Origin of the sequence: Pseudomonas sp. ENNP23 (assembly GCF_001728945.1) — a bacterium.
Taxonomy (GTDB): Bacteria; Pseudomonadota; Gammaproteobacteria; order Pseudomonadales; family Pseudomonadaceae; genus Metapseudomonas; species Metapseudomonas otitidis.
Window position 1 is genome coordinate 106,340 of record NZ_LYSP01000006.1, and the last position, 23,432, is coordinate 129,771.

Consider the following 23,432-nt stretch of genomic DNA (forward strand, 5'->3'; position numbering starts at 1 on the left):
TCTTCACCGCGTCGTCATCGGGCCCCGCCACGCCATGGTCATTTGAGGAGTGTTCCAGTCATGTCCCGACTTCCGGTCATTGTTGGTTTTGGCGGCTACAACGCGGCAGGACGCAGTTCCTTCCACCATGGTTTCCGCCGCACCGTGATCGAGAGCCTCGATGCCGCCACCCGCCAGGAAACCCTGGCCGGCCTCGCCGTGATGACCAAGCTGGTGACCGTGGTCGACGGCCAGTACCTGGACGCCGACGGCAAGCCCCTGGACCTGCCCGCCATCGAAGCCCGCTACGGCGAGCGCGTGCTGGCCTCCACCCTGGTGCGCCGCATCGAGAAGAGCGTCCTCGACGTGGACGCCGCGCCCTGGCAGAAAAGCATCGGCGTGACCCCCGAGGACGGCGCCCGCATCACCTTCATCACCTCGCGCAAGCAACTGCCCGAGCCCCTGCCGGCCAGCTGGAGCGTGGAAACCCTGGACAGCGGCGAGGTGCGCGTCACCCTCGGCGGCACCAGCGAATTCAAGGTCGAGAGCTTCCGCGCGCTGCCGGTGAAATCCGCCGGCCAACTGCCCAGCGGCTTCGAGCCCGGCGAGCTGTACAACTCCCGCTTCCACCCCCGCGGCCTGCAACTGTCGGTGGTGGCCGCCACCGACGCCATCCGCTCCATCGGCCTGCCCTGGCAGCAGATCGTCGACCAGGTGCAGCCTGACGAGATCGCCGTGTTCTCCGGCAGCATCATGAGCCAGCTCGACGAGAACGGCTTCGGCGGCCTCATGCAGTCGCGCCTCAAGGGCGGCCGCGTCACCGCCAAGCAGTTGCCCCTGGGCCTGAACACCATGCCCGCCGACTTCATCAACGCCTACGTGCTGGGCAGCGTCGGCACCACCGGCAGCGTCACCGGCGCCTGCGCCACCTTCCTCTACAACCTGCAGAAGGCCATCGAGCAGATCACCAGCGGCCGCGCCCGCGTCGCCCTGGTGGGCAACGCCGAAGCACCGATCAACCAGGAATGCATCGACGGCTACGGCGCCATGGGCGCCCTGGCCACCGAAGACGGCCTGCGCCAGGTCGGCGGCCGCGACGAAGTGGACTTCCGCCGCGCCAGCCGCCCGTTCGGCGAGAACTGCGGCTTCACCCTGGCCGAGTCCAGCCAGTACGTGGTGCTGATGGATGACGAGCTGGCCCTGCAGCTGGGCGCCGACATCCACGGTGCCGTCACTGACGTGTTCATCAACGCCGACGGTTTCAAGAAGTCCATCTCCGCACCCGGCCCGGGCAACTACCTGACCCTGGCCAAGGCCGTGGCCAGCGCCACCCAACTGTTCGGCAGCGACGCCGTGCGCCAGCGCAGCTTCGTCCACGCCCACGGCTCCAGCACCCCGGCCAACCGCGTCACCGAATCCGAACTGCTGGACCGCATTGCCGGCGCCTTCGGCATCGACAACTGGCCGCTGACCGCCGTGAAGGCCTTCGTCGGCCACTCCCTCGCCGCCGCCAGCGGCGACCAGTTGATCTCCGCCCTCGGCACCTTCCGCTACGGCATCCTGCCGGGCATCAAGACCATCGACCGGGTCGCCGACGACGTCCACCAGCAGCGCCTGGCCATCCCCCTGGCCGACCAGCGCGACCGGGCGAACCTGGACATCTGCTTCATCAACTCCAAGGGCTTCGGCGGCAACAACGCCACCGGCGTGGTGATCAGCCCGCGCCTGGCCGAGCGCATGCTGCACAAGCGCCACGGCGCCGATGCCTTCGCCGCCTACCTGGACAAGCGCGAGGCCACCCGCGCCGCCGCGCGCGACTACGACGCCCGCGCCCTGATGGGCGAGCTGGACATCATCTACAACTTCGGCAACGACCTGATCGACGACCGCGAGCTGGAAGTCTCCCCCGACGGCGTGAAGGTCCCCGGCTTCGCCCGCCCGCTGCTCTACGCCCGCGACGAACGCTTCAGCGACATGCTCGACTGATCCGGACCGGTTGAGCGGGGTGGGCGGAAGCGGAAACACCGCCCGACCCGGGGAGCTGGCTCACGCCAGCTCGCGGGCCAGCGCCAGCAGCTCGCCGCGCCATGCGGCCTGCGCCGGCAGGGCCAGGAAAGAGGGATTGAGAAAGGACTCCCGCGCCCCATAGCCCAGCGGCGCACCCGCCAGGTCCAGCACCTCGCCACCGGCCCCTTCCAGCACACCCTGGGCCGCCGCCGTGTCCCACTGGGACGTCGGCGCCAGGCGCGGGTAGCAATCCGCCGCCCCCTCGGCCAGCAGACAGAACTTCAGGGAGCTGCCGATGTTGGCCAGCGACAGTTCGCCGAAACGCTCGCCGAGCCCCGCCAGCAGGCGCTCCTGGGCCGGGCTGGAGTGGCGCTTGCTGGCCACCAGGGTGAAGGCCCCGACCGGCTGCGCGCGCACGCGGATGGCCTGGGCCGCACCGCCGGCATCCTGCTGCCAGGCCCCCAGGCCGGCGCCACCGTAGTAGCGACGACCGCTGGCCGGGATGCCGACCACGCCGAACACCACGCGACCCTGTTCGATCAGCGCGACGTTGACGGTGAATTCGTCGGCCCCGGCGATGAACTCCTTGGTGCCGTCCAGCGGGTCCACCAGCCACCAGCGCTGCCACCCCGCACGGGTTTCCAGCGGGATGTCGGCGGCCTCTTCCGAGAGCACCGGGATCTCCGGCGCCAGCGCCGTCAGGCCCTCCACCAGCACGCGGTGGGCGGCCAGGTCGGCGGCGGTGACGGGGGAGGCATCGGCCTTCTCCTCAACGGCCAGTTCGGCACGCCAGAACGGCAGGATGGCGTGACCGGCGCGGTCCACCAGATCGAGGACAGCGGGCAGCAAAGGGTGGCTCATGCAGGGAATTCTCCACGGCGGGTCAACAGGTCTCGGGCAAGGTACAGCGCCGCCAGGGCGCGCCCCTCGCTGAATTGCGGGTGTTCGTTGAGGGTGATGAGGTCATGCAGGCTGGCCTGCTCCACCCGCATCGGCTCGGGCTCGTCGCCCGGCAGGCGCTCCTCGTAGAGGTCGCGGGCCAGCACCACCTGGATCTTCTGGCTCATGTAGCCGGGGGACAGGGACAGCTCGGTGAGCAGCTCCAGGCGGCGGGCGCCGAAGCCCGCCTCTTCCTTCAGTTCGCGGTTGGCGGCTTCCAGCACGTCCTCGCCGGGTTCCACCAGTCCCTTGGGCAGGGACAACTGGTAGTCGTCGGTGCCGGCGCAGTACTCCTCCACCAGCAACACATGCTCAGGATCGGGCAGCGCCACCACCATCACCGCGCCATAGCCGGAGCCCTTGCCCACCAGGCGTTCATAGGTGCGTTCCACGCCGTTGGCGAAGCGCAACTGGAGCTCCTCGACACTGAACAGGCGGCTGCTGGCAACGATCTCGCGGGCCAGCACGGTGGGCTTCTGACGCATGACGAACTCCTGGTTGGGACCGGCGGGTTATCATACCCCGGCTTTTCCGATTGTCCGTGTCGGAGATTGCACCCTGACGACCGTACAGGGCGCCCCCACGGCTACCACCCTCGACCCAGCCCGGACACCCATGCCCACCCTCAACTGGCCCGCCATCGACACCGTGCTGCTGGACATGGACGGCACGCTGCTCGACCTGCACTTCGACAACCATTTCTGGCTCGACTACCTGCCCCAGCGCTATGCCGAGCACCACGGCATCAGCCGCGCACTGGCGGACGCCGAGCTGGTGCCGCTGTTCCGTCAGCACGCCGGGCAACTGAACTGGTACTGCACCGGCTTCTGGAGCCGCGAGCTGGGCCTGTCGATCCGCGACCTCAAGCGCGAAGTGGCGCACCTGATCGCCCTGCGCCCGGACGCCGACCTGTTCCTCGCCACCCTGCGCCGCGCCGGCAAGCGCGTGGTGCTGATCACCAACGCCCACCGCGACTCCCTCTCGCTGAAGCTGGAGCGGGTAGAGCTGGCGCCCTGGTTTGACCGCATGATCAGCTCCCACGACTACGGCTACCCCAAGGAAGACCCGCAGTTCTGGCAGGCCCTGCAGGCCGACTGCCCGTTCGACCCGGCCCGCGCGCTGTTCATCGACGACAGCCTGCCGATCCTGCGTGCCGCCGGCGCCCATGGCGTCGCCCACCTGCTGGCCGTGCGCCGCCCCGACAGCCAGGGCGCCGACAAGGACACCGAGGAATTCGGCGCGGTGGACGACTACCGCCAGCTCTGCACCGGCCTCTGAGGACCGCCGGCATGGACATCAAGCAGCTCAAGTTCCTCGTCGCCCTGGATGAGACGCGCCACTTCGGCCAGGCCGCCGCGCGCTGCCACATCACCCAGCCGACCCTGTCCATGCGCCTGCGGAAGCTGGAGGAGGAGCTGGGCCTGGAGCTGGTCCAGCGTGGCCAGCGCTTCGAAGGCTTCACCGAGGCCGGCCAGCGCGTGCTCGCCTGGGCCCGCACCCTGCTCGCCGCCCACGACGGCCTGCAGGCCGAGGCCGCCGCCTGCCGCGGGCAACTGGTCGGCACCCTGCGCCTGGGGCTGGTGCCCCTGGCCGGCTACGACCCCATGGGGCTGATCCGCGCCTTCGCCGAACGCCACCCCAACCTGCGCTTCCAGCTCTTCGCCCTCAGCTCCGAGCAGATCCTCGAACGCCTGGCGAGCAACCAGCTCGACCTCGGCCTCTGCTACCTGGACCGCCTCGACCGCGAACACTTCGAGTACCTGGAGATCGCCGACACCCGCATGGGCCTGCTGCACGACCGTCGCCACTTCCCCTTCAGCGACACCGCCCTGACCTGGGAACAGTTGGCCACCCTGCCCCTGGGCCTGCTCTCCGGCAGCATGCATTTCCGCCAGTCCATCGACCACGGCTTCCGCAGCCGGGGCCTGACGCCCCGCCCGCGCCTGGAGACGGACGCCGTGCACCAGTTGCTGCAGGCCGTCAGCGCCGGCCTGTGCTGCGCCATCATGCCGTTGGCCAGCGGCCTCGACGCCCTCGCCGAGCACCTGGCGCTGACACCCATCGAGCAGGCCAATACCCTTGCCCCCTTCGGGCTCATCCAGCGCCGTGGACTGCCCCGTTCCACCCTCGCCGACACCTGCTTCAGCGAAGCCCGGGACCTTCTGGCAAGCGCCTGAGCCCGAGCCAGAGGCGCGCAAACCTGACCGATAGACGACGTCGATCACGGCATCGGGCAAAGCGATTAGACGGCGCCCCCCGACCGGCCTAGGCTGCCTGAGTCAATCCGCCGCAGGGGAGACCCCGCCATGCCCCGTCGCGCCGCCCGCCGTCCGTTCAGCGCCGTCGAGCCACCGCCACCGCCCACCGATTACCAGTACCTCGAACTGGGTGGCAGCGCACAGCCCGGCGAGGCCGCCCTGGCCGAGGAAAGCGCCCTGGCCATTGCCTACAACGGCATCAGCCACGCCGTAATGATGGTCTCGCCGCGCAACATCGAGGACTTCGTCGTCGGCTTCAGCCTCAGCGCCGGCATCATCGGCAGCCTCGACGACCTCTACGACATCCAGGTCAGCGGCGCCGGCGAAGCCCTGCGCGCCGAAGTGGAGATCGCCAGCCGCGCCTTCTGGGCCCTCAAGGACCAGCGCCGCCAACTGGCCGGCAACACCGGCTGCGGCCTGTGCGGCGTCGAGGCCCTGGAGCAGGCGCTGCCCAACCTCGACGTGCTCGCCCGCAGCCCGCTGCCGCCCCTGGACCACCTCGCCGACCTGCGCCAGCGCATCGCCGACCAGCAGGACCTGGCCCGGCGCAGCGGCGCCCTGCACGCCGCCCTGTTCGTCGACAGCACTGGCACCCTGGCCCTCTGCCGCGAAGACATCGGCCGCCACAACGCCCTCGACAAGCTGATCGGCGCCCTGCTGCAAAGCGAGCAGGACCCGCGTGCCGGCTTCGCCGTGGTCACCAGCCGCTGCAGCCTGGAACTGATCCACAAGGCCGTGCGCGCCGGGCTGTCCACCCTGGTCAGCCTGTCCGCCCCCACCGCACTGACCGTGCAATGGGCCCGCCGCCACCGCCTCAACCTCATCCACCTGCCCCACCACAGCGCGCCCCGCGTCTACAGCCCGGCGCCGCGCCACGAGAACGACACCCCGCAATGAGCCTGCAATCCGTGCAACCCCGCTACAAACCCTACCGTGGCGCCGCCGCCGGCTGGGGCGCGCTGAAGAGCGTCACGCGCTTCTGGCTGGACAGCAAACAGCCGTTCAAGAACTTGCGCGCCCTGCTCAAGACCAACCAGAACGGCGGCTTCGACTGCCCCGGCTGCGCCTGGGGCGACTCCCCCGAAGACGGCCGCGTGAAGTTCTGCGAGAACGGCGCCAAGGCCGTGAACTGGGAAGCCACCAAGCGCGGCGTGGACCGCACCTTCTTCGCCCGCTACAGCGTCAGCCAACTGCGCGAACAGAGCGACTACTGGCTCGAATACCAGGGCCGCCTCACCGAGCCGATGCGCTACGACCGCGACAGCGACCACTACGTGCCCATCGACTGGGACGCCGCCTTCGCCCTCGTCGCCAGCCACCTCAAGCGCCTGCCCGACCCGAACCAGGCCGAGTTCTACACCTCCGGCCGGGCCAGCAACGAAGCCGCCTTCCTCTACCAGTTGTTCGTCCGCGCCTACGGCACCAACAACTTCCCCGACTGCTCGAACATGTGCCACGAAGCCAGCGGCGTCGCCCTCGGCCAGAGCGTCGGCATCGGCAAGGGCACCGTGACCTTCGGCGATTTCGAGCACGCCGACGCCATCTTCGTCTTCGGCCAGAACCCCGGCACCAACCACCCGCGCATGCTCGAACCGCTGCGCGAAGCGGTGAAACGCGGCGCCCAGGTGGTCTGCTTCAACCCGCTCAAGGAGCGCGGCCTGGAACGCTTCCAGCATCCCCAGCACGCCCTGGAGATGCTCACCAACGGCTCCGCCCCGCTGAACACCGCCTTCTTCCGCCCCGCCCTGGGCGGCGACATGGCCGCCATCCGCGGCATCGCCAAGTTCCTCCTGCAGTGGGAGCGCGAAGCCCAGGCCAAGGGCGAGCCGGCGGTGTTCGACCACGCCTTCATCGCCGAGCACACCGACGGCCTCGACGCCTACCTGGCCGAGCTGGACACCACCGACTGGGCCCACATCGAGGCGCAGTCCGGCCTCGCCAAGGCCGAGATCGAGCAGGCGGCGCTGATGTACCGCCGCGCCGACCGCGTCATCGTCTGCTGGGCCATGGGCCTCACCCAGCACCACCACTCGGTGCCGACCCTGCAGGAGCTGGTCAACCTGCAACTGCTGCGCGGCAACATCGGCCGCCCCGGCGCCGGCCTGTGCCCGGTACGCGGCCACAGCAACGTGCAGGGCGACCGCACCATGGGCATCAACGACCGCCCGCCGGCGGCCCTGCTGGACGCCATCGAGCAACGCTTCCGCTTCAAGGTCCCGCGGGAGCACGGCCACAACACGGTGGAAGCCATCAACGCCATGCTCGAAGGCCGCGCCAAGGTCTTCATCGGCCTCGGCGGCAACTTCGCCCAGGCCACCCCGGACAGCCCGCGCACCCACCAGGCGCTGATGAACTGCGACCTCACCGTGCAGATCAGCACCAAGCTCAACCGCAGCCACCTCACCGTCGGCCGCGACGCGCTGATCCTGCCGTGCCTCGGCCGCACCGACATCGACCACCAGGCCCACGGCCCGCAGGCGGTAACGGTGGAGGACTCCTTCAGCATGATCCATGCCTCCTACGGCCAACTGGCCCCGCTGTCGAAGCAGATGCGCTCGGAGCCGTCCATCGTCGCCGGCATCGCCAAGGCCACCCTGGGTGACCACCCGGTGGAGTGGGACGCCCTGGTGGCCAACTACGACCGCATCCGCGACCTGATCGCCGAAACCATCCCCGGCTTCCACGACTTCAACCAGCGGGTGAAGAACCCGGGCGGCTTCCACCTCGGCAACTCCGCAGCGGAGCGCACCTGGAAGACCGCCACCGGCAAGGCCAACTTCAAGGCCCACGCCCTGCCGGCCACCCTGCTGCACGAGCGCGTGCGCGCCACCGGCCAGCAGCCGGACCTGATCCTCCAGACCCTGCGTTCCCACGACCAGTACAACACCACCATCTACGGCCTCGACGACCGCTACCGGGGCGTGCGTGGCCAGCGCCACGTGGTGTTCGCCAACGCAGCCGACATCGACCGCCTGGGTTACCAGCCGGGGCAGAAAGTGGACATGGTGTCGCTGTGGGACGACGGCGTGGAGCGCAAGGTGGAAGGCTTCACCCTGCTGGCCTTCGACATCCCCGCCGGACAGGCCGCCGCCTACTACCCGGAGACCAACCCGCTGGTGCCTTTGGACAGCCACGGCGTGGGCAGCCACACGCCCACCTCCAAGTTCGTGGCCATCCGCCTGCAACCGAGCCGGGAAGGCAACCGCATCCTGTGAGGCGCCGCCGGCCCCCGGCGGCAACGCCCTCGGCCGCCATCGCGGCGAGCGCCACCACCTCGGCCGTGGCTGGTGCCCGCGCAAGCACAGGCACCACCATTGACCACGGATGATCGACCGCAACCACCGGCCCTGACCCGGGCCGGCACCTACCTGCACCTGCAGCGCTGGATACGGGCGGACGCCCAGCGCCTGCTGGCCCTGCGCTGCCTGGCCAGCCTCGGCCTGAAGGACGCCTGGCTGGCTGCCGGCTTCGTCCGCAACCTCGCCTGGGACCAGTTGCACGGCTACCGGCATCCCACCCCGCTCAACGACATCGACCTGATCCACTTCGACCCCGACCAGCCCGACGCCGAAGCCGACGCCCGCATCGAGGCGCACCTGCGCCAGCAGGCCGGGCACCTGCGCTGGTCGGTGAAGAACCAGGCACGCATGCACTTGCGCAACGGCGACGCCCCCTACCACGACAGCTGCGACGCCATGGCCCGCTGGCCCGAAGTGGAAACCGCCATCGGCGTGCGCCTGCGCCCCGGCGGCGGCATCGAGATCGCCACGCCCTTCGTCCAGACCGGCCTGCTTGCGTTGCGGTTGACCCCCAACCTGCAGCATCGCCACCCGCACACCTTCGCCGAGCGCGTGCAGGCAAAAGGCTGGCTCGAACACTGGCCCGCCCTGGTACTTGGGCAGGCCGCCGATGAGCCCCTTTAAGGCAATGCCTCAATCGTCTATTGCGGCTCTCCCCCCTATAACCGCCAATGCCCTACCCATCTCCGTGAAAAAGATGAGCAATCCGTGAGCGCACGCCGTGTTGTTGCCGGACCTGGAATGGTGGGGCGGGGACAGTGCCCCTTCAGGAGGCCGAGCGCAGTCGTTGCGCAGGGGGACGAGCGGCATGGATGCCGCGAGAGGCGCGTCAGGCCATGGATGGCCCATCGCGCCGGCCCCCGTAGCAACGATGGAGCGAGGGAAGTCCCGCGAAGCGGGACCCGGATGCAGGGGCGAGCCCTTTTGGTTACTTTTCTGTGGGCGGCATTCCGACGATTGAGAAAAGTGACTCGCCTGGGAAGGCGAAACAGAAAACATCCACAGAACTCGATAAACACCTTTGCGCCACACCACACGCCTCCTTTAAGCCGCAGGCGCGCAGCGCCGCCCCGAAGCCTGTTACCTTGCCCCCTTACTGTGCTGGTGCCTGTTCGCTGACTGCCGTGGAACCGTCATGGGTCCTGTCCGCCACCCCCTGATCCTGCTGTTGTGCTGCCTGTTGCTGCTGCCTGCCCTGCCCGCCCGAGCGGAACGCCTGCTGCGCGTCTGCCAATACCACGGCGCGAACTACGCCTACCGCATCGAGCTGGCCAACCTGATCCTCGCGCGCACCGCCGACCGCTACGGTGCCGCCCGCATAGCCCCCGGGGATGAGCGCCCCGACCCGTCCCAGGAGCGCTGCCTGGCGCTGCTGCGCGAAGGCCAGGTGGACCTCGCCTACGTACCGCCCAATGCCGAGCGCCTGACCACCCTGAACATGCTGCCGGTGGACATGCACGCCGGCATGCTCGGCTACCGGGTGCTGATCATCCGCCGCGACCGCCAGGCCGACTTCGCTGGGGTTCAGGAGGTCGACGGGCTGCGCAGGCACACCGGCGGCTTCGGCAGCCAGTGGAGCGACTTCCCGCTCTTCGCACGCAACCGCCTGCCGGTGCTGGGCATGGCCAACGCCGGCAGCCTGCTGCCGATGCTGGAGCAGCGTCGCTTCGACTACTTCCACCGCGCCTTGAGCGAAGCCTGGCTGGAGGTGCAGGGACACCCGGACCTGATGGTCGAGCCGCACCTGGCCCTGCGTTACGCCATGCCGGTGTACTTCGCCTTCAACCGGGGGGATGCCGAACTGGCCCAGCGCTTTGCCGAAGGCTTCGAGCAGGTGCGCGAAGACGGCAGCTTCCGCGTGCTGTTCCAGCGCCACTACGGGCACCTGAATGGCCTGGCACGGCTCGGCGAGCGGCGGATCATCGAACTGGAGAGCGGCCTGCCGGCAACGGATGCCAGCCTTTGGCTGGACCCGCCGACGGCGGACGGGAAAGACGGCACGCCCTGAGTGCGGGCGTGCCGGAGGGATCAGCCGGCGTTGCCGACCTGGGCCGGATCGCGCACGTCACCCTTGGCCATGCAGGCCGCGGCGGTGAACAGCACGTCGGTGGAGGAGTTCAGCGCGGTCTCGGCGGCGTCCTGCAGGATGCCGATGATGAAGCCCACGGCCACCACCTGCATCGCCACGTCGCTGGGGATGCCGAACAGGCTGCACGCCAGCGGGATCAGCAGCAGCGAACCACCGGCCACGCCCGAAGCGCCGCAGGCGCAGACGGCTGCCACCACGCTGAGCAGGATGGCGGTGGGGATGTCCACGGCGATGCCCAGGGTGTGCACCGCCGCCAGGGCCAGCACGGTGATGGTGATGGCCGCGCCGGCCATGTTGATGGTCGCGCCCAGGGGGATCGACACCGAGTAGGTGTCCTCGTGCAGGCCGAGCTTGTCGCACAGTTGCAGGTTCACCGGGATGTTGGCCGCCGAGCTGCGGGTGAAGAACGCGGTGATGCCGCTCTCGCGCAGGCAGGCCAGCACCAGCGGGAAGGGGTTGCGGCGGATCTTCCAGTAAACGATCAGCGGGTTCACCACGAAGGCCACGAACAGCATGCAGCCGACCAGCACCACCAGCAGGTGGGCGTAGTCCGCCAGCACCGTCAGGCCGTTGGTCGCCAGGGTCGAAGCCACCAGGCCGAAGATGCCCAGCGGAGCGAAGGCGATCACCACGCGGACGATCAGCGACACGCCGTGGGACAGGTCGCTGAACACCGCGCGGGTGGTCTCGCTGCCCTGGCGGATGGCGATGCCCAGGCCCACGGCCCAGACCAGGATGCCGATGAAGTTGGCCTCCATCAGCGCCTTGACCGGGTTGGCCACCGCGCTGGAGAGCAGGCTCAGCAGCACCTCGGAGATGTTCCCGGGCGGCGCCAGCTCGGTGGCGGCGGCGCTCAGGTGCAGGGTCGAGGGGAACAGGCTGGAGGCCAGCACCGCCACAACGGCAGCAGAGAAGGTGCCAATCAGGTAGAGGAACAGGATCGGGCGGATGTGGGTGCGCTCACCGGGCTTGTGGTTGCCGATGGCGGCGATCACCAGGACGAACACCAGCACCGGTGCCACGGCCTTCAGGGCGGTGACGAACAGGGTGCCGAGCAGGCCGACGGCCGCAGCCGCTTCGGGCTCGAACACCGCCAGGAGAACGCCGGCCACCAGCCCGACGAGGATGCGCGTGACCAGGCTGGTGCCCTTCAGGCGCTGGAGGATGGAGCGGTTGGCTTGGGACATGGCAGGTTCACAGACAGGGGTCGCCGCAGCGACCGTACCAATGGACCCCCCTGCACTTCACCGGCCTTCACGGGGAAAAAATCCCTCGGGCCGCAGGGTCTTGTCGCCCTGCAGTCGGTGGAAGCGCAGCGGATTTGGCTGCGCATTCTGCGTGCTCGCGGCGCTTTAGGGTAGAGCGACCGGTCGGCGCACCCCGCAGGATGTCGCCATTCCGGCTGTTTAGGGTCGATCTGGTGAAAAAAGCGCCGGCAAACGGAGGCGCCGTAGGCCGGGCTTCAGCCCGGGAAGGGTCCTGCCGACGCCGTGGTCAGCCCGCCACCAGCAGTTCCGCCAGGGCCGCGCGCAGGCGCTCGGGGATCGGCACCGGGCGATTGCTGGTGCGGTCGACGAAGACGTGGACGAAGCGGCCGGCGGCGCAGGCATCGTCTTCGCCGGCCTTGAAGATGGCCAGCTCGTACTGCACCGAGCTGTTGCCCAGCTTGCCGACCCGCAGACCCACCTCGATGCGCTCGGGGAAGGCGATGGAGGCGAAGTAGTCGCAGGCGGAGCTGACCACGAAGCCGACGACGTCGCCGTCGTGGATGTCCAGCCCACCCATTTCGATCAGGTAGGTGTTCACCGCCGTGTCGAAGAAGCCGTAGTAGACGACGTTGTTCACATGGCCGTAGACGTCGTTGTCGTGCCAGCGGGTGGTGATCGGCTGGAAGTGGCGGTAGTCGCTGCGCAGGTGCTGGGGTTGGTTCATCACGCTTCGTCTCAGTAGGCGGCTTGGTAGATCGCCAGCGCATCGCGCTCGCTGACATCGCGCGGATTATTCACCAGCAGGCGCTGTTGCAACATGGCGTCCTTCGCCAGTTGCGGCAGCATGGCCTCGGCCACGCCGGCATCGCGCAGGCGCGTGGGCAGGCCGCTGCGCTCGCTGCAGTCGGCCAGCTCGACGATGAGCTGCTCGGTGAGGTGCAGCGCGTTGCCCGGCTGCAACTTGCGGCCCAGCACCAGCGGCGCCAGTTCGGCGTAGAGCGGCGCGGCCACCTCGGCGTTGAAGCCCAGCACGTGGGGCAGCACCAGCGCATTCGAGAGCCCGTGGGGGATGTGGTAGTGCCCGCCCAGGGGATAGGCCAGGGCGTGCACCGCTGCCACCGGGGCGTTGGCGAAGGCCTGCCCGGCCAGGCAGGCGCCCAGCAGCATGGCCTGGCGCGCCTCGCGGTTGCGGCCGTTGTGCACCGCCTCGTCGAGGTGGGCGCAGAGCAGGCGCAGGGCCTCGCGGGCGAGCAGGTCGGACAGCGGGTTCTTCTTGTGGCGGCTGGTGTAGGCCTCGATGGCGTGGACCATGGCGTCGATGCCGGTGGCGGCGGTGACGGCTGCGGGCAGGCCGAGGGTGAGATCGGCGTCCAGCAGCGCCAGGTCCGGCAGCAGCAGCGGCGACACCACGCCCAGCTTGGTGGTCTCGCCGGTGGTGACGATGGCGATGGGGGTGACTTCCGAACCGGTGCCGGCGGTGGTCGGCACCTGGATCAGCGGCAGGCGCCGGCCCCGGGCGTTGCCGACGCCGTAGAGGTCCTGGAGCCCCTGCACGCACGCCGGGTGGGCCAGCAGCGCCACCAGCTTGGCCACGTCCATGGAGCTGCCGCCGCCGAAGCCGATCACCAGTTCGGCGCGCAGGACCTTCGCCTGGTCCACCGCCTGCAGCACCACCGCCTCCGGCGGGTCGGCCTGCACCTGGTCGAACACCTCCACCGCCACGCCGGCGGCGGCGAAGCCCGGCAGGATCGGGTCAAGCAGGTTCAGGCGGGTGATGCCCGGGTCGGTGACGATCAGTACGCGCCGGGCCTCGCGCTCGCGGCACAGCTCAGCGAGGCGGGTGGCGGAGCCGGATTCGCAGAGAATCTGCGCGGTGGTGGCAAAGCTGAAGGGCTGCATGGGGCGTCCTCTTGTTGTTGTGTGGCCCGGACTCAGAAGGCGAAGTGCGCCTCCGGCAGCGCCATCAGGCAGTCGGCGCCGCCGAGCAGCGCCTCGCGGTGGCCGCTGGCCCGTGGCAGCACGCGGCGCAGGTAGAAGCGCGCGCCTTCTTCCAGCACGCCGTCGATCAGCTCGCGGTCCAGGCCATTGCCCAGCCGTTCGCAATGGCCGGCGGCGTCGAACAGTTCATGGAGCACGAAGCGCATGTCGCGCAGGGGGGCGGTGTAGCTCATCTCAAGCCTCCAGGCAGCAGTCGGCGAAGCCCCGGCCTTCGGCGGCCAGGCGCTGGATCAGGGCGGCGGGTTGCCAGTGCAGACCGTGGCGGCCGGCGAGGTACTCCAGGCGCTCGCGCAGGGCCTCCAGGCCCTGGCCGTCGGCCCAGCTCATGGGGCCGCCCTTGTCGGCAGGGAAGCCGTAGCCGTTGAGGTAGACGGTGTCGATGTCGGCGCTGGAGGCGGCGATGCCTTCTTCGAGGATCTTCGCGCCCTCGTTGACCAGCGCCAACAGGCAGCGCTCAAGGATTTCCTCCTGGCCGATGGCCCGGCGCTGGAAGCCAAGCTGCTCGGAGACGGCCAGCACCAGGGCATCCACTTCCGGGTCGTGCTCGGCCTGGCGGCTGCCTTCGGCGTAGCGGTAGTAGCCCATGCGTGACTTCTGGCCGAAGCGGCCAAGGGCGCAGAGGCGGTTGTCCACCTGCACCGCCGGATCGTCCTGGCCCTTGCCGGCCAGTTCGCGGGCGCGCCATTCGAGGTCGATGCCGACCACGTCGTACATGCGGAACGGGCCCATGGCGAAGCCGAAGGCCTGCAGGGCGGCGTCGACCTGGTGGGGGAAGGCGCCTTCCAGCAGCATCATCCGCGCCTCGCGGACGTAGGCGTGGAGCATGCGGTTGCCGATGAAGCCGTCGCAGTTGCCGGCGACGACGCTGACCTTGCCCATGCGTTTGCCCAGCTCCAGGGCAGCGTCCAGCACCGGCTGGGCGGTCCTGGCGCCACGCACAATCTCCAGCAGCCTCATGATGTGCGCCGGGCTGAAGAAGTGCAGGCCGAGGACCTGCTCGGGGCGGGCGGTGACGGCGGCGATGGCGTCGATGTCCAGCGCCGAGGTGTTGCTGGCGAGGATGGCCGAGGGCTTCAGCCGGGCGTCCAGCGCGCGGAAGATCTGCTGCTTGAGGTCGAGGTTCTCGTAGACCGCTTCGATCACCAGGTCCACCTCGGCCAGGTCGTCGTAGCCCTGCACCGGCTGGATGCGCGCGCGGCGGGCGGCGGCCTCGGCTTCGTCGATGCGGCCCTGGCGCACGTTGTGGGCGTAGGTGTCGGCCACCACGCCCAGCCCCTGTTCGAGCATCTGCGGGTTGCTGTCCAGCCAGCGCACGGGAATGCCGGCGCTGGCCAGGCTCATGACGATGCCGCGGCCCATGGTGCCGGCGCCGATCACGGCGGCGTGCTGGATGTCGTAGGGGGTGCGGGTCATTGCCTCGTCCTCTTGTTGTTCTGGGTGGGGGAGCTTGAGAGCCGTGGAACACAGTAAGGAAGCCGGTACTATTTTTAAAATTTAGTCTTGTGATAGGCCGCATTCCCGCTGTGAATATTTCCAACTTCGACCTGAACCTGCTGCGGGTGCTCGATGCCCTGCTGCGCGAACGCAGCGTATCCCGCGCGGCGGAACGCCTGGCGCTGAGCCAGCCGGCGGTGAGCAACGCCCTGAACCGCCTGCGGGAGCTGCTCGGCGACCCGCTGCTGACCCGCGTGGGCCGTGGCATGCAGCCCACGGCACGGGCCCTGGCGCTGGAGATGCCGATCCGCGCGGCACTGCGCCAGATCGAGCAGAGCCTGGTGACCGGCGAGGGCTTCGACCCGGCGCGCAGCCAGCAGCGCTTCACCATCGCGGTGACCGACTACGTGGAACTGATCGCCATGCCCCGGCTGCTGCAGCAACTGGCCCTGGAGGCGCCGGGGCTGCGCATCGCCATCCGCCACCTGACCCCGAGCCTGCCGGCCGAGGCGCTGGACCAGGGCGAGCTGGACCTGGTGCTGGGGCGCTTCGAGCGCATCCCGGCGCGCTTCCGAGCACGGCGCTGGATGAGCGAGAGCCTGCGCCTCGTGGCCCGCCGCGATCACCCGCAACTGCAGCAGGCGCCGGACCTGGCGACCTTCCTGAGGCTACGCCACCTGTGGGTACATGGGGGCCAGACCAAAGGCATGGTGGATCAGTGGCTGGGGGAGCAGGGTCTGGCGCGGGAGATCGTCTACACCACGCCGAACTACCTGCAGGCGGCCCACATCGTGGCCGGTACCGACCTCACGGTGGTGCTGCCGGCGCGGCTGGCGGCGCACTTCGCGCGGTTGCTGCCGCTCGCGGTGCACCCCCTGCCCTTCGCCCTGGGGCCGTTCCACCTGGACCTGGTGAGCCTGGCCCAGCGCGACTCCGACGCAGCGCTGGGCTGGCTGGTGGAGCAGTTGATGGCGGTCGGCCAGGCCTGAGCGGCCGGCCGAGGGGATGCGGGTCAGGGCAGGTTGGCGGATGCCGTGGCCAGGTGTGCTTCAGGCGATGCGCGGCGGACGCTGCAGTTGATACTGGTCGTGGCCATCGTCCCAGCCGGCCTCCCAGGCCGCTGCAAGAACGTCCGCCGCATAGGGTTGCGGGTAGATGGACTGGCCGGTGAGACCGGCCATGTAGCCCTGCTGGTAGGCCTTGTTCAGGTCTTCCAGGCTCCACAGCGGCGGAGCGGGCTCTTGATCGTGATCGGGCGGCGCCATGACGCAGGCTCGCAGAAGGGTTCAGGGACCATGCTAGCCGTCGGCTTTCCGGCATGGTTGGCCACTTATCCCGCCTGGAGCCCCTGCTTGTCGGTTTTGTGACGCGGCGCTCGCTCCGTCTGCCTCAGTTGCTCAGCAGCCCGAGGATGCTGGCCTGGTAGGCGGCGACGAAGGTGTCGAAATCTCCTTCAGGCTCGGCTTCCAGGCGCGCCTGCTCTTCCAGCGAGGACTGGGCCATGGCCTCGAAGCGCTGCACGTCGGCGACCTCCAGCGGGCGCTCGCGGAACGCGCGGGCATGGGCCTCGCTCTGGCGCAGGGCGAACTGGCTGAAGCTCTCGCCGCGTTCTCGCAGCTCCGCCAGCACCTGGGCCGACGGCGTCAGGGACGGGTCTCCGACCTTGCGGCGCTGTTCGGCCAGGGCCTGGGCGTGGGCCTCGCCACTCTGGGCGCGGTCCAGCAGGGCGGCGGTCTGGGCGATGCGTTCCAGCAGTTCGCCGGCCCATTCCACCAGGCCGATCTCGCCGTCCGGACGCTGCAGGCGCAGGCCCGGGCGGCGGCCTTCCTTGACTACCCGCTGGAAGTTGTCGGTGCAGGCGTGGCACTCGTCACCGGCCATGGGCGGGCTGTCGGCCAGGGCGCAGTAGAGCAGGAAGGCGTCGAGGAAGCGCGACTCGGCGAGGTCGATGCCCAGCGGCAGGAAGGGGTTGATGTCCAGGCAGCGCACTTCGATGTACTGCACGCCACGGGCCATCAGCGCCTGGATCGGGCGTTCGCCGGTGTAGGTGACGCGCTTGGGGCGGATCGAGGAGTAGTACTCGTTCTCGATCTGGATGACGTTGGTGTTCAACTGCACCCACTCGCCGTTCTGCTTGGTGCCGATTTCGGCATAGGGCGGGTACGGCGTGGAGACGGCCTGGCGCAGGCTCGACAGGTAGCTGTCGAGGCTGTTGTAGCAGGGCGTCAGGCCGGCCTGGGCGTTGTTCTGATAGCCCAGGTCGCTCATCCGCAGGCTGGTGGCCCAGGGCAGGTAGAGGGTGTCGGCGTCGAGGCGGTCGAGGTCGTGGGGACGGCCACGCAGGAAGTTTTCGTCCAGTGCCGGGGCGGCGCCGAACAGGTACATCAGCAGCCAGCTGTAGCGGCGGAAGTTGCGGATCAGGGCAATGTAGCGCGCCGACTGGTAGTCGCGCGCGCTCTGGGTATCGCCCTCGGCGGCCTTGAGCAGCGGCCACAGCGCCTCGGGCAGGGAGAAGTTGTAGTGGATGCCGGCGATGCACTGCATGGTCTTGCCGTAGCGCACCGCCAGGCCACGCCGGTAGACGTACTTCAGCCGGCCGATGGGCGAGCTGCCGTAGCGGGCGATGGGGATGGCCTCCTCGCTCGGCAGGCGGCCGGGCATGGAGGCGCTCCACAGGTATTCGCCGTCCAGCTTCTGGTAGGTGAAGCGGTGGATGCGGTCGAGGTCGTCGAGGGTGGCGGCGGGGTCGTGCTCGGTGGGGGTGATGAATTCGAGCAGCGACTCGGAGTAGTCGGTGGTGATCTGCCCGTGGGTCAGGGCCGAGCCCAGGGCCACCGGGTGGTCGGTCAGGGCCAGTTGGCCACGTGGGTCGACGCGCAGGCATTCACGCTCGATGCCGTGCAGGCACTGGGTCAGCAGGGACAGGTTGGCTCGCTCGCCAAGCAGCGCCAGGCGGCGGGAGAGAAGGTCGCTCAATTTGGAATCCTGTGGGTCCCAGTGGACAGTCGCCCCAATATGAGGGTGGACTGATCGGTCTACAAGGGGCGGACATGACTGCGTTGTCGCTTCGTCCAGAATAGAGCGTCGCCGTCCTGGCGCTTACAACTGGGCGAAGGTGCCTTGTCCCTTGGCGACCAGCTTGTCGCCCTGCTGCACGTCGGCCTCGACCACCAGGGTGCGCGAGCCGGCGTGCAGCACGCGGGCCCGGCAGGTGATCTCGCCATCGGCCACGGGGCGGATGTAGTTGATCTTGCATTCGATGGTGGCGCTGCGCCGGTCGAAGCCGTGGACGCTGGTGCAGGCCAGGCCCATGGCGATGTCCAGCAGGGTGAAGATCGCCCCGCCGTGCATCACCTGGCCCCGGTTGCGCAGGTGCTCGCCCATGGGCAGGCGGGCCTCGGCGACACCGTCGCCGAGGCTCACCGCTTCGATGCCGAGCAGCCGGCTGAAGGCGCTGGCGGTCTGCGGGTCATCGAGTGCCATGGCCTTACTTCTTCTTGATCTGCTTGGCGTTGGCGAACAGCGAGGCCATGGCGTTGTTCGCCGGGGCGGCCTGCTGCTGGCGCGGGGCACCCCGATCGGGACGCTGGCCGCCCTGGGGACGACCGCCGCCACGCGGGCCCTCGACCTTCTCGCCGGGGGTGTCGCTCATGCGCATGGACAGGCCGACGCGGTTACGTGGGATGTCCACTTCCATGACCTTGACCTTGACGATGTCGCCGGCCTTGACCACTTCGTAAGGGTCCTTCACGAACTTCTCCGACAGCGCGGAGATGTGCACCAGGCCGTCCTGGTGGACGCCGATGTCGACGAAGGCGCCGAAGTTGGTGACGTTGGTGACCACGCCTTCCAGCACCATGCCGGGCTTGAGGTCCTTGAGGCTCTCGACGCCGTCCTGGAACTCGGCGGTCTTGAACTCGGGGCGGGGGTCGCGGCCGGGCTTGTCCAGCTCCTTGAGGATGTCGGTGACGGTGGGCAGGCCGAAGGTCTCGTCGGTGAACTTGGCCGGGTCCAGGCGCTTGAGGAAGCCCGAGTCGCCGATCAGGGTGCGGATGTCGCGGCCGGTGTCGGCGGCGATGCGCTGCACCAGCGGGTAGGTCTCCGGGTGCACCGCCGAGGCGTCCAGCGGGTTGTCGCCGTTCATCACGCGGAGGAAGCCGGCGGCCTGCTCGAAGGTCTTCTCGCCGAGGCGGCTGACCTTCTTCAGCTCGTCGCGGGTCTTGAACGCGCCGTTGGCGTCACGGTAGGTGACGATGTTCTGCGCCAGGGTGCTGTTGAGGCCGGAGATGCGCGCCAGCAGGGCGGCGGAGGCGGTGTTCACGTCCACGCCGACGGCGTTCACGCAGTCCTCGACCACGGCATCCAGGCTGCGCGCCAACTGCAACTGGGAGACGTCGTGCTGGTACTGGCCGACGCCGATGGATTTCGGGTCGATCTTCACCAGTTCGGCCAGCGGGTCCTGCAGGCGGCGGGCGATGGAGACGGCGCCACGCAGGGACACGTCCAGCTCGGGGAATTCCTTGGCCGCCAGCTCCGAGGCGGAGTACACCGAGGCGCCGGCCTCGCTGACCATGATCTTGGTGAGCTTCAGGCCCGGCAGCTTGCGCACCAGCTCACCGGCCAGCTTGTCGGTCTCGCGGCTGGCGGTGCCGTTGCCGATGGCGATCAGCTCGACGCCGTGCTTGGCGCAGAGCTTGCCGAGGGTGGCCAGGGTCTCGTCCCACTTGTTGTGGGGCACGTGGGGGTAGACGGTGGCGGTGTCCAGCAGCTTGCCGGTGGCATCCACCACGGCCACCTTGCAGCCGGTGCGCAGGCCCGGGTCCAGGCCCAGGGTGCAGCGCGGGCCGGCCGGGGCAGCCAGCAGCAGGTCGTGAAGGTTGCGGGCGAAGACGTTGATCGCCTCGGTCTCGGCGGCTTCGCGCAGCTCGCCCAGCAGGTCGGTCTCCAGGTGGGTGTAGAGCTTGACCTTCCAGGTCCAGCGCACCACCTCGCCCAGCCACTTGTCGGCGGCGCGACCCTGGTCCTTCACGCCGAAGCGCTCGCCGATCATCACCTCGCAGGGGTGCAGGGTGCCTGGCAGCTCCTCGCCCACCTTCAGGGCGATGCTCAGCACGCCCTCGTTGCGCCCGCGGAAGATCGCCAGGGCACGGTGGGACGGCACGCCCTTGAGGGCTTCGTCGTGCTCGAAGTAGTCGCTGAACTTGGCGCCTTCCTGCTCCTTGCCGGCCACCAGGCGGGCGGACAGGGTGGCGTTGTCCTTGAGGTAGCTGCGCAGGCTGGCCAGCAGGGTGGCGTCCTCGGCGAAGCGCTCCATGAGGATGTACTTGGCGCCTTCCAGCACGGCCTTGGTGTCGGCGAAGCCTTTCTCGGCATCGATGAAGCGCGCGGCCTCGGCCTCCGGGGCCAGGCTCGGGTCGGCGAACAGCGCATCGGCCAGCTCGCCCAGGCCGGCTTCCAGGGCGATCTGGCCCTTGGTGCGGCGCTTCTGCTTGTAGGGGAGGTAGAGGTCTTCGAGGCGGGTCTTGGTGTCGGCCAGCTTGATCTCGCGGGCCAGCTCCGGGGTCAGCTTGCCCTGCTCCTCGATGCTGGCGAGGATCGCGCCACGGCGGTCCTCCATCTCGCGCAGGTAGCGCAGGCGCTCTTCCAGGGTGCGCAGCTGGGTGTCGTCCAGGCTGCCGGTGACTTCCTTCCGGTAACGGGCGATGAAGGGCACGGTGGAGCCCTCGTCGAGCAGGGCAACGGCGGCGGCGACTTGCTGCGGGCGTACACCCAGCTCTTCAGCGATACGGTTGTTGATGCTGTCCATTGAGAGAAAACACACCTGTAAGCAACGGAAGAACCGGCCGGCAAGGCCCGGCCGGGCAAAAGAGCGGCGCATTATAAACACCGGCCCGCGCCGGCCAGGGAACCGTTGGGGGAAAAATCTGCTAACAATGGACGGGCCGCCGCACCGGTGGCCTGAGCGATAATACCGCGCCGAAGAATCTGGAGTGACCATGAGCAGCATCCCCAACGCCGAGGGTGAAAAGATCCTGATCGTCGACGACGACGCGCGCCTGCGCCGTCTGCTCGAACGCTTCTTCGAGGAACAGGGCTACCGCGTGCGCGCGGTGGAAAACGTCGAGCAGATGGACCGCCTGCTGGCCCGCGAGCTCTTCCACCTGCTGGTGCTGGACCTGATGCTGCCCGGCGAGGACGGCCTCTCCGCCTGCCGCCGCCTGCGCGCCTCGAACAACCAGGTGCCGATCATCATGCTCACCGCCAAGGGCGACGAATCCAGCCGCATCCAGGGCCTGGAGCTGGGCGCCGACGACTACCTGGCCAAGCCCTTCAACCCGCGCGAGCTGCTGGCCCGGGTCAAGGCCGTGCTGCGCCGCCAGGCGCCCCAGGTGCCGGGCGCGCCGTCCAGCGAGGACGAAGTGGTCAGCTTCGGCGAATACGAGCTGTCCCTGGCCACCCGCGAGCTCAAGCGCGGCGATGACGTGCACATGCTCACCACTGGTGAGTTCGCCGTGCTCAAGGCCCTGGTCCAGCACGCCCGCGAACCGCTGACCCGCGACAAGCTGATGAACCTGGCCCGTGGCCGTGAATGGGACGCCCTGGAGCGCTCCATCGACGTGCAGATCTCGCGCCTGCGCCGACTGATCGAGCCAGACCCGTCCAAGCCGCGCTACATCCAGACCGTCTGGGGCGTCGGCTACGTCTTCGTGCCGGACGGCAACAAGTGACCCTTTCCGCCGCGCGCGCCCCGCGCGGCACCCCTGCTCCCGGCAACCGCCCCCCCATGAAAACGCCCTACTGGTTCCCGCAGAGCTTCTTCTCCCGCACCCTCTGGCTGGTGCTCATCGTCGTGCTGTTCTCCAAGGCGCTGACCCTGGTGTACCTGATGATGAACGAGGACGTGCTGGTGGACCGCCAGTACAGCCACGGCGCGGCGCTGACCCTGCGTGCCTACTGGGCCGCCAGCGAGGGCGAGCGCGAACAACTGGCGCGCGCCGCCGGCCTGGCCCGGGTGGTCCAGGACGAGGTCCCGCCTACCGAGCAGCATTGGCCCTACAGTGAAATCTTCGAGCGGCAGATGCAGACCGAACTGGGCCCGCAGACCGAAGTGCGCCTGCGTGCCAAAAGCCCGCCGGCGCTCTGGGTTCACGCCCCCAGCCTCGGCCCGGACTGGGTGCGCATCCCGCTCTACCCGCACCCGCTGCGCGGTCAGCGCATCTGGAGCGTGCTCGGCTGGTTCCTCGGCATCGGCCTGCTGTCCACCGCCGCCGCCTGGATCTTCGTGCGCCAGCTCAATGCCCCGCTCAAGCGCCTGGTGTTCGCCGCCCGCCACCTCGGCCAGGGCCGCAGCGTGCGCCTGCCGGTGAGCGACACGCCCAGCGAGATGACCGAGGTGTACCGCGCCTTCAACCAGATGGCCGAAGACGTCGAGCAGGCCGCCCGCGAGCGCGAGCTGATGCTGGCCGGCGTCTCCCACGACCTGCGCACGCCGCTGACCCGCCTGCGGCTGTCCCTGGAGCTGATGAGCGCCGATTCGGAACTGACCGAGGACATGGTCCGCGACATCGAGGACATGGACGCCATCCTCGATCAGTTCCTCGCCTTCATCCGCGACGGCCGCGATGAGCGCGTGGAGGAAATGGACCTGGGCGAGCTGGTGCGTGAAGTGGTGGCGCCCTACAACCAGCAGGAGGAACAGGTACGCCTCTGCCTGGAGCCGGTGCCGCTGGTGCCGCTGCGCCGGGTGTCGATGAAGCGCCTGCTCACCAACCTCATCGAGAACGCCCTGCGCTATGCCAACGACGGCGTGGAAGTGGCGGCCTATGTGGCCGGTGACCACAGCGCCCCCTACGTGGTGCTGAGCGTGCTGGACCGCGGCCAGGGCATCGACCCGGCCGAGCTGGGCGACATCTTCAACCCCTTCATCCGTGGCGACCGCGCCCGGGGGGGCAAGGGCACCGGCCTGGGCCTGGCCATCGTCAAGCGTATCGCGGCCCAGCACGGCGGCAGCGTCGAGCTGCGCAACCGCTCCGGCGGCGGCCTGGAAGCCCGCGTCTGCCTGCCCCTGGGCCTGCTGCTGCCCCGCGACGCAGCCTGACCCCATCGCTGCTGCAAGCCCCGGGTCGCCTGGCCGGCCCGGGGCTTGCCTGCCTTCTGTCGACGCGCCGCAACGGCGCTCATTTCGATAGTGTCACTTTGCCCTGATCCACGTACTCTAGGC

20 protein-coding genes and 1 pseudogene are annotated in these 23,432 nt (G+C 69.1%); 10 read left to right on the top strand and 11 right to left on the bottom strand.

Annotation, left to right across the window (positions count from 1 at the left end; genetic code table 11):
• The first annotated feature begins 60 nt into the window (after positions 1 to 60).
• The gene (locus tag A9G05_RS05460) at positions 61 to 1,965 is read left to right on the top strand and encodes a beta-ketoacyl synthase (RefSeq protein ID WP_069559997.1); all 1,905 of its coding nucleotides are present in this window, start codon (positions 61 to 63) and stop codon (positions 1,963 to 1,965) included.
• A 60-nt stretch (positions 1,966 to 2,025) separates the two neighbouring features.
• On the opposite strand, the gene cysQ is transcribed toward A9G05_RS05460, so the two are convergent.
• A complete protein-coding gene (gene cysQ, locus A9G05_RS05465) occupies positions 2,026 to 2,847 on the bottom strand; it encodes a 3'(2'),5'-bisphosphate nucleotidase CysQ (protein ID WP_069559998.1) in 822 nt (273 codons plus the stop codon).
• Positions 2,844 to 3,410: an ADP compounds hydrolase NudE gene (gene nudE, locus A9G05_RS05470; protein ID WP_069559999.1), complete on the bottom strand. Its 567-nt coding sequence runs from the start codon at positions 3,408 to 3,410 to the stop codon at positions 2,844 to 2,846. The genes cysQ and nudE overlap by 4 nt, the downstream gene beginning before the upstream one ends.
• A gap of 130 nt (positions 3,411 to 3,540) precedes the next feature.
• On the opposite strand from nudE, the gene yrfG reads away from it, so the two are divergent.
• The 6 genes from yrfG to A9G05_RS05500 all read left to right on the top strand — a co-directional run bounded on the left by yrfG (position 3,541) and on the right by A9G05_RS05500 (position 10,490).
• Positions 3,541 to 4,203 carry a GMP/IMP nucleotidase gene (gene yrfG / locus A9G05_RS05475; protein WP_069560000.1) on the top strand — a complete coding sequence of 221 codons (663 nt, stop codon included), beginning with the start codon at positions 3,541 to 3,543 and terminating at the stop codon, positions 4,201 to 4,203.
• 11 nt (positions 4,204 to 4,214) lie between these two features.
• Positions 4,215 to 5,102, top strand: coding sequence for a LysR family transcriptional regulator (locus A9G05_RS05480; RefSeq protein WP_069560001.1), 888 nt, complete (start codon positions 4,215 to 4,217; stop codon positions 5,100 to 5,102).
• A gap of 129 nt (positions 5,103 to 5,231) precedes the next feature.
• Positions 5,232 to 6,080 carry a formate dehydrogenase accessory sulfurtransferase FdhD gene (gene fdhD, locus A9G05_RS05485; protein ID WP_069560002.1) on the top strand — a complete coding sequence of 283 codons (849 nt, stop codon included), beginning with the start codon at positions 5,232 to 5,234 and terminating at the stop codon, positions 6,078 to 6,080.
• Positions 6,077 to 8,398 (top strand): FdhF/YdeP family oxidoreductase, encoded by a 2,322-nt coding sequence (locus A9G05_RS05490; protein WP_069560003.1) that lies wholly within the window; start codon positions 6,077 to 6,079, stop codon positions 8,396 to 8,398. Before fdhD ends, A9G05_RS05490 begins: the two co-directional genes overlap by 4 nt.
• 99 nt (positions 8,399 to 8,497) lie before the next feature.
• On the top strand, positions 8,498 to 9,106 hold the full coding sequence (locus tag A9G05_RS05495) for a nucleotidyltransferase family protein (RefSeq protein WP_256548277.1): 609 nt from the start codon (positions 8,498 to 8,500) through the stop codon (positions 9,104 to 9,106).
• Positions 9,107 to 9,617: 511 nt separating this feature from the next.
• Positions 9,618 to 10,490 (top strand): ABC transporter substrate-binding protein, encoded by an 873-nt coding sequence (locus A9G05_RS05500; RefSeq protein ID WP_069560004.1) that lies wholly within the window; start codon positions 9,618 to 9,620, stop codon positions 10,488 to 10,490.
• Positions 10,491 to 10,510: 20 nt separating this feature from the next.
• Here A9G05_RS05500 and sstT read toward each other — a convergent pair whose 3' ends face one another.
• The 5 genes and pseudogenes from sstT to A9G05_RS05525 all read right to left on the bottom strand — a co-directional run bounded on the left by sstT (position 10,511) and on the right by A9G05_RS05525 (position 15,190).
• Entirely contained in the window at positions 10,511 to 11,758 is a 1,248-nt protein-coding gene (sstT, locus tag A9G05_RS05505) for a serine/threonine transporter SstT (protein WP_069560005.1), read from the bottom strand.
• A gap of 307 nt (positions 11,759 to 12,065) precedes the next feature.
• Positions 12,066 to 12,503: a thioesterase family protein gene (locus A9G05_RS05510; protein WP_069560006.1), complete on the bottom strand. Its 438-nt coding sequence runs from the start codon at positions 12,501 to 12,503 to the stop codon at positions 12,066 to 12,068.
• A gap of 11 nt (positions 12,504 to 12,514) precedes the next feature.
• On the bottom strand, positions 12,515 to 13,678 hold the full coding sequence (locus tag A9G05_RS05515; RefSeq protein WP_069560007.1) for an iron-containing alcohol dehydrogenase: 1,164 nt from the start codon (positions 13,676 to 13,678) through the stop codon (positions 12,515 to 12,517).
• 113 nt (positions 13,679 to 13,791) lie between these two features.
• Positions 13,792 to 13,950: pseudogene (locus A9G05_RS26425) on the bottom strand (acyl-CoA dehydrogenase N-terminal domain-containing protein); the annotation flags it as partial.
• A gap of 1 nt (position 13,951) precedes the next feature.
• Positions 13,952 to 15,190: a 3-hydroxyacyl-CoA dehydrogenase gene (locus A9G05_RS05525; protein ID WP_069560009.1), complete on the bottom strand. Its 1,239-nt coding sequence runs from the start codon at positions 15,188 to 15,190 to the stop codon at positions 13,952 to 13,954.
• 110 nt (positions 15,191 to 15,300) lie between these two features.
• On the opposite strand from A9G05_RS05525, the gene A9G05_RS05530 reads away from it, so the two are divergent.
• A complete protein-coding gene (locus A9G05_RS05530) occupies positions 15,301 to 16,200 on the top strand; it encodes a LysR family transcriptional regulator (RefSeq protein ID WP_069560046.1) in 900 nt (299 codons plus the stop codon).
• Between the two features lie 60 nt (positions 16,201 to 16,260).
• On the opposite strand, the gene rmf is transcribed toward A9G05_RS05530, so the two are convergent.
• The 4 genes from rmf to A9G05_RS05550 form a co-directional block, all read right to left on the bottom strand.
• The gene (gene rmf, locus A9G05_RS05535; protein WP_069560010.1) at positions 16,261 to 16,476 is read right to left on the bottom strand and encodes a ribosome modulation factor; all 216 of its coding nucleotides are present in this window, start codon (positions 16,474 to 16,476) and stop codon (positions 16,261 to 16,263) included.
• A gap of 124 nt (positions 16,477 to 16,600) precedes the next feature.
• A complete protein-coding gene (gene gshA, locus A9G05_RS05540) occupies positions 16,601 to 18,187 on the bottom strand; it encodes a glutamate--cysteine ligase (RefSeq protein WP_069560011.1) in 1,587 nt (528 codons plus the stop codon).
• Between the two features lie 123 nt (positions 18,188 to 18,310).
• Entirely contained in the window at positions 18,311 to 18,694 is a 384-nt protein-coding gene (locus tag A9G05_RS05545; RefSeq protein ID WP_069560012.1) for a PaaI family thioesterase, read from the bottom strand.
• Between the two features lie 4 nt (positions 18,695 to 18,698).
• Positions 18,699 to 21,017 (bottom strand): Tex family protein, encoded by a 2,319-nt coding sequence (locus A9G05_RS05550; protein ID WP_069560013.1) that lies wholly within the window; start codon positions 21,015 to 21,017, stop codon positions 18,699 to 18,701.
• A gap of 190 nt (positions 21,018 to 21,207) precedes the next feature.
• On the opposite strand from A9G05_RS05550, the gene ompR reads away from it, so the two are divergent.
• The gene (gene ompR / locus A9G05_RS05555) at positions 21,208 to 21,939 is read left to right on the top strand and encodes a two-component system response regulator OmpR (RefSeq protein WP_044405307.1); all 732 of its coding nucleotides are present in this window, start codon (positions 21,208 to 21,210) and stop codon (positions 21,937 to 21,939) included.
• A gap of 56 nt (positions 21,940 to 21,995) precedes the next feature.
• Positions 21,996 to 23,309: an ATP-binding protein gene (locus tag A9G05_RS05560; RefSeq protein ID WP_069560047.1), complete on the top strand. Its 1,314-nt coding sequence runs from the start codon at positions 21,996 to 21,998 to the stop codon at positions 23,307 to 23,309.
• Positions 23,310 to 23,432 lie beyond the last annotated feature (123 nt).

Excerpts from the sequence above, each read along its gene's own strand:
- yrfG (WP_069560000.1), top strand. The coding sequence starts at position 3,541 with ATGCCCACCCTCAACTGGCCCGCCATCGACACCGTGCTGCTGGACATG.
- nudE (WP_069559999.1), bottom strand. The coding sequence starts at position 3,410 with ATGCGTCAGAAGCCCACCGTGCTGGCCCGCGAGATCGTTGCCAGCAGC.
- A9G05_RS05500 (WP_069560004.1), top strand. The coding sequence starts at position 9,618 with ATGGGTCCTGTCCGCCACCCCCTGATCCTGCTGTTGTGCTGCCTGTTG.
- A9G05_RS05515 (WP_069560007.1), bottom strand. The coding sequence starts at position 13,678 with ATGCAGCCCTTCAGCTTTGCCACCACCGCGCAGATTCTCTGCGAATCC.
- A9G05_RS05560 (WP_069560047.1), top strand. The coding sequence starts at position 21,996 with ATGAAAACGCCCTACTGGTTCCCGCAGAGCTTCTTCTCCCGCACCCTC.
- A9G05_RS05525 (WP_069560009.1), bottom strand. The coding sequence starts at position 15,190 with ATGACCCGCACCCCCTACGACATCCAGCACGCCGCCGTGATCGGCGCC.
- A9G05_RS05550 (WP_069560013.1), bottom strand. The coding sequence starts at position 21,017 with ATGGACAGCATCAACAACCGTATCGCTGAAGAGCTGGGTGTACGCCCG.
- fdhD (WP_069560002.1), top strand. The coding sequence starts at position 5,232 with ATGCCCCGTCGCGCCGCCCGCCGTCCGTTCAGCGCCGTCGAGCCACCG.
- cysQ (WP_069559998.1), bottom strand. The coding sequence starts at position 2,847 with ATGAGCCACCCTTTGCTGCCCGCTGTCCTCGATCTGGTGGACCGCGCC.
- A9G05_RS05480 (WP_069560001.1), top strand. The coding sequence starts at position 4,215 with ATGGACATCAAGCAGCTCAAGTTCCTCGTCGCCCTGGATGAGACGCGC.
- rmf (WP_069560010.1), bottom strand. The coding sequence starts at position 16,476 with ATGGCGCCGCCCGATCACGATCAAGAGCCCGCTCCGCCGCTGTGGAGC.
- A9G05_RS05460 (WP_069559997.1), top strand. The coding sequence starts at position 61 with ATGTCCCGACTTCCGGTCATTGTTGGTTTTGGCGGCTACAACGCGGCA.
- A9G05_RS05510 (WP_069560006.1), bottom strand. The coding sequence starts at position 12,503 with ATGAACCAACCCCAGCACCTGCGCAGCGACTACCGCCACTTCCAGCCG.
- A9G05_RS05545 (WP_069560012.1), bottom strand. The coding sequence starts at position 18,694 with ATGGCACTCGATGACCCGCAGACCGCCAGCGCCTTCAGCCGGCTGCTC.
- ompR (WP_044405307.1), top strand. The coding sequence starts at position 21,208 with ATGAGCAGCATCCCCAACGCCGAGGGTGAAAAGATCCTGATCGTCGAC.
- A9G05_RS05490 (WP_069560003.1), top strand. The coding sequence starts at position 6,077 with ATGAGCCTGCAATCCGTGCAACCCCGCTACAAACCCTACCGTGGCGCC.
- sstT (WP_069560005.1), bottom strand. The coding sequence starts at position 11,758 with ATGTCCCAAGCCAACCGCTCCATCCTCCAGCGCCTGAAGGGCACCAGC.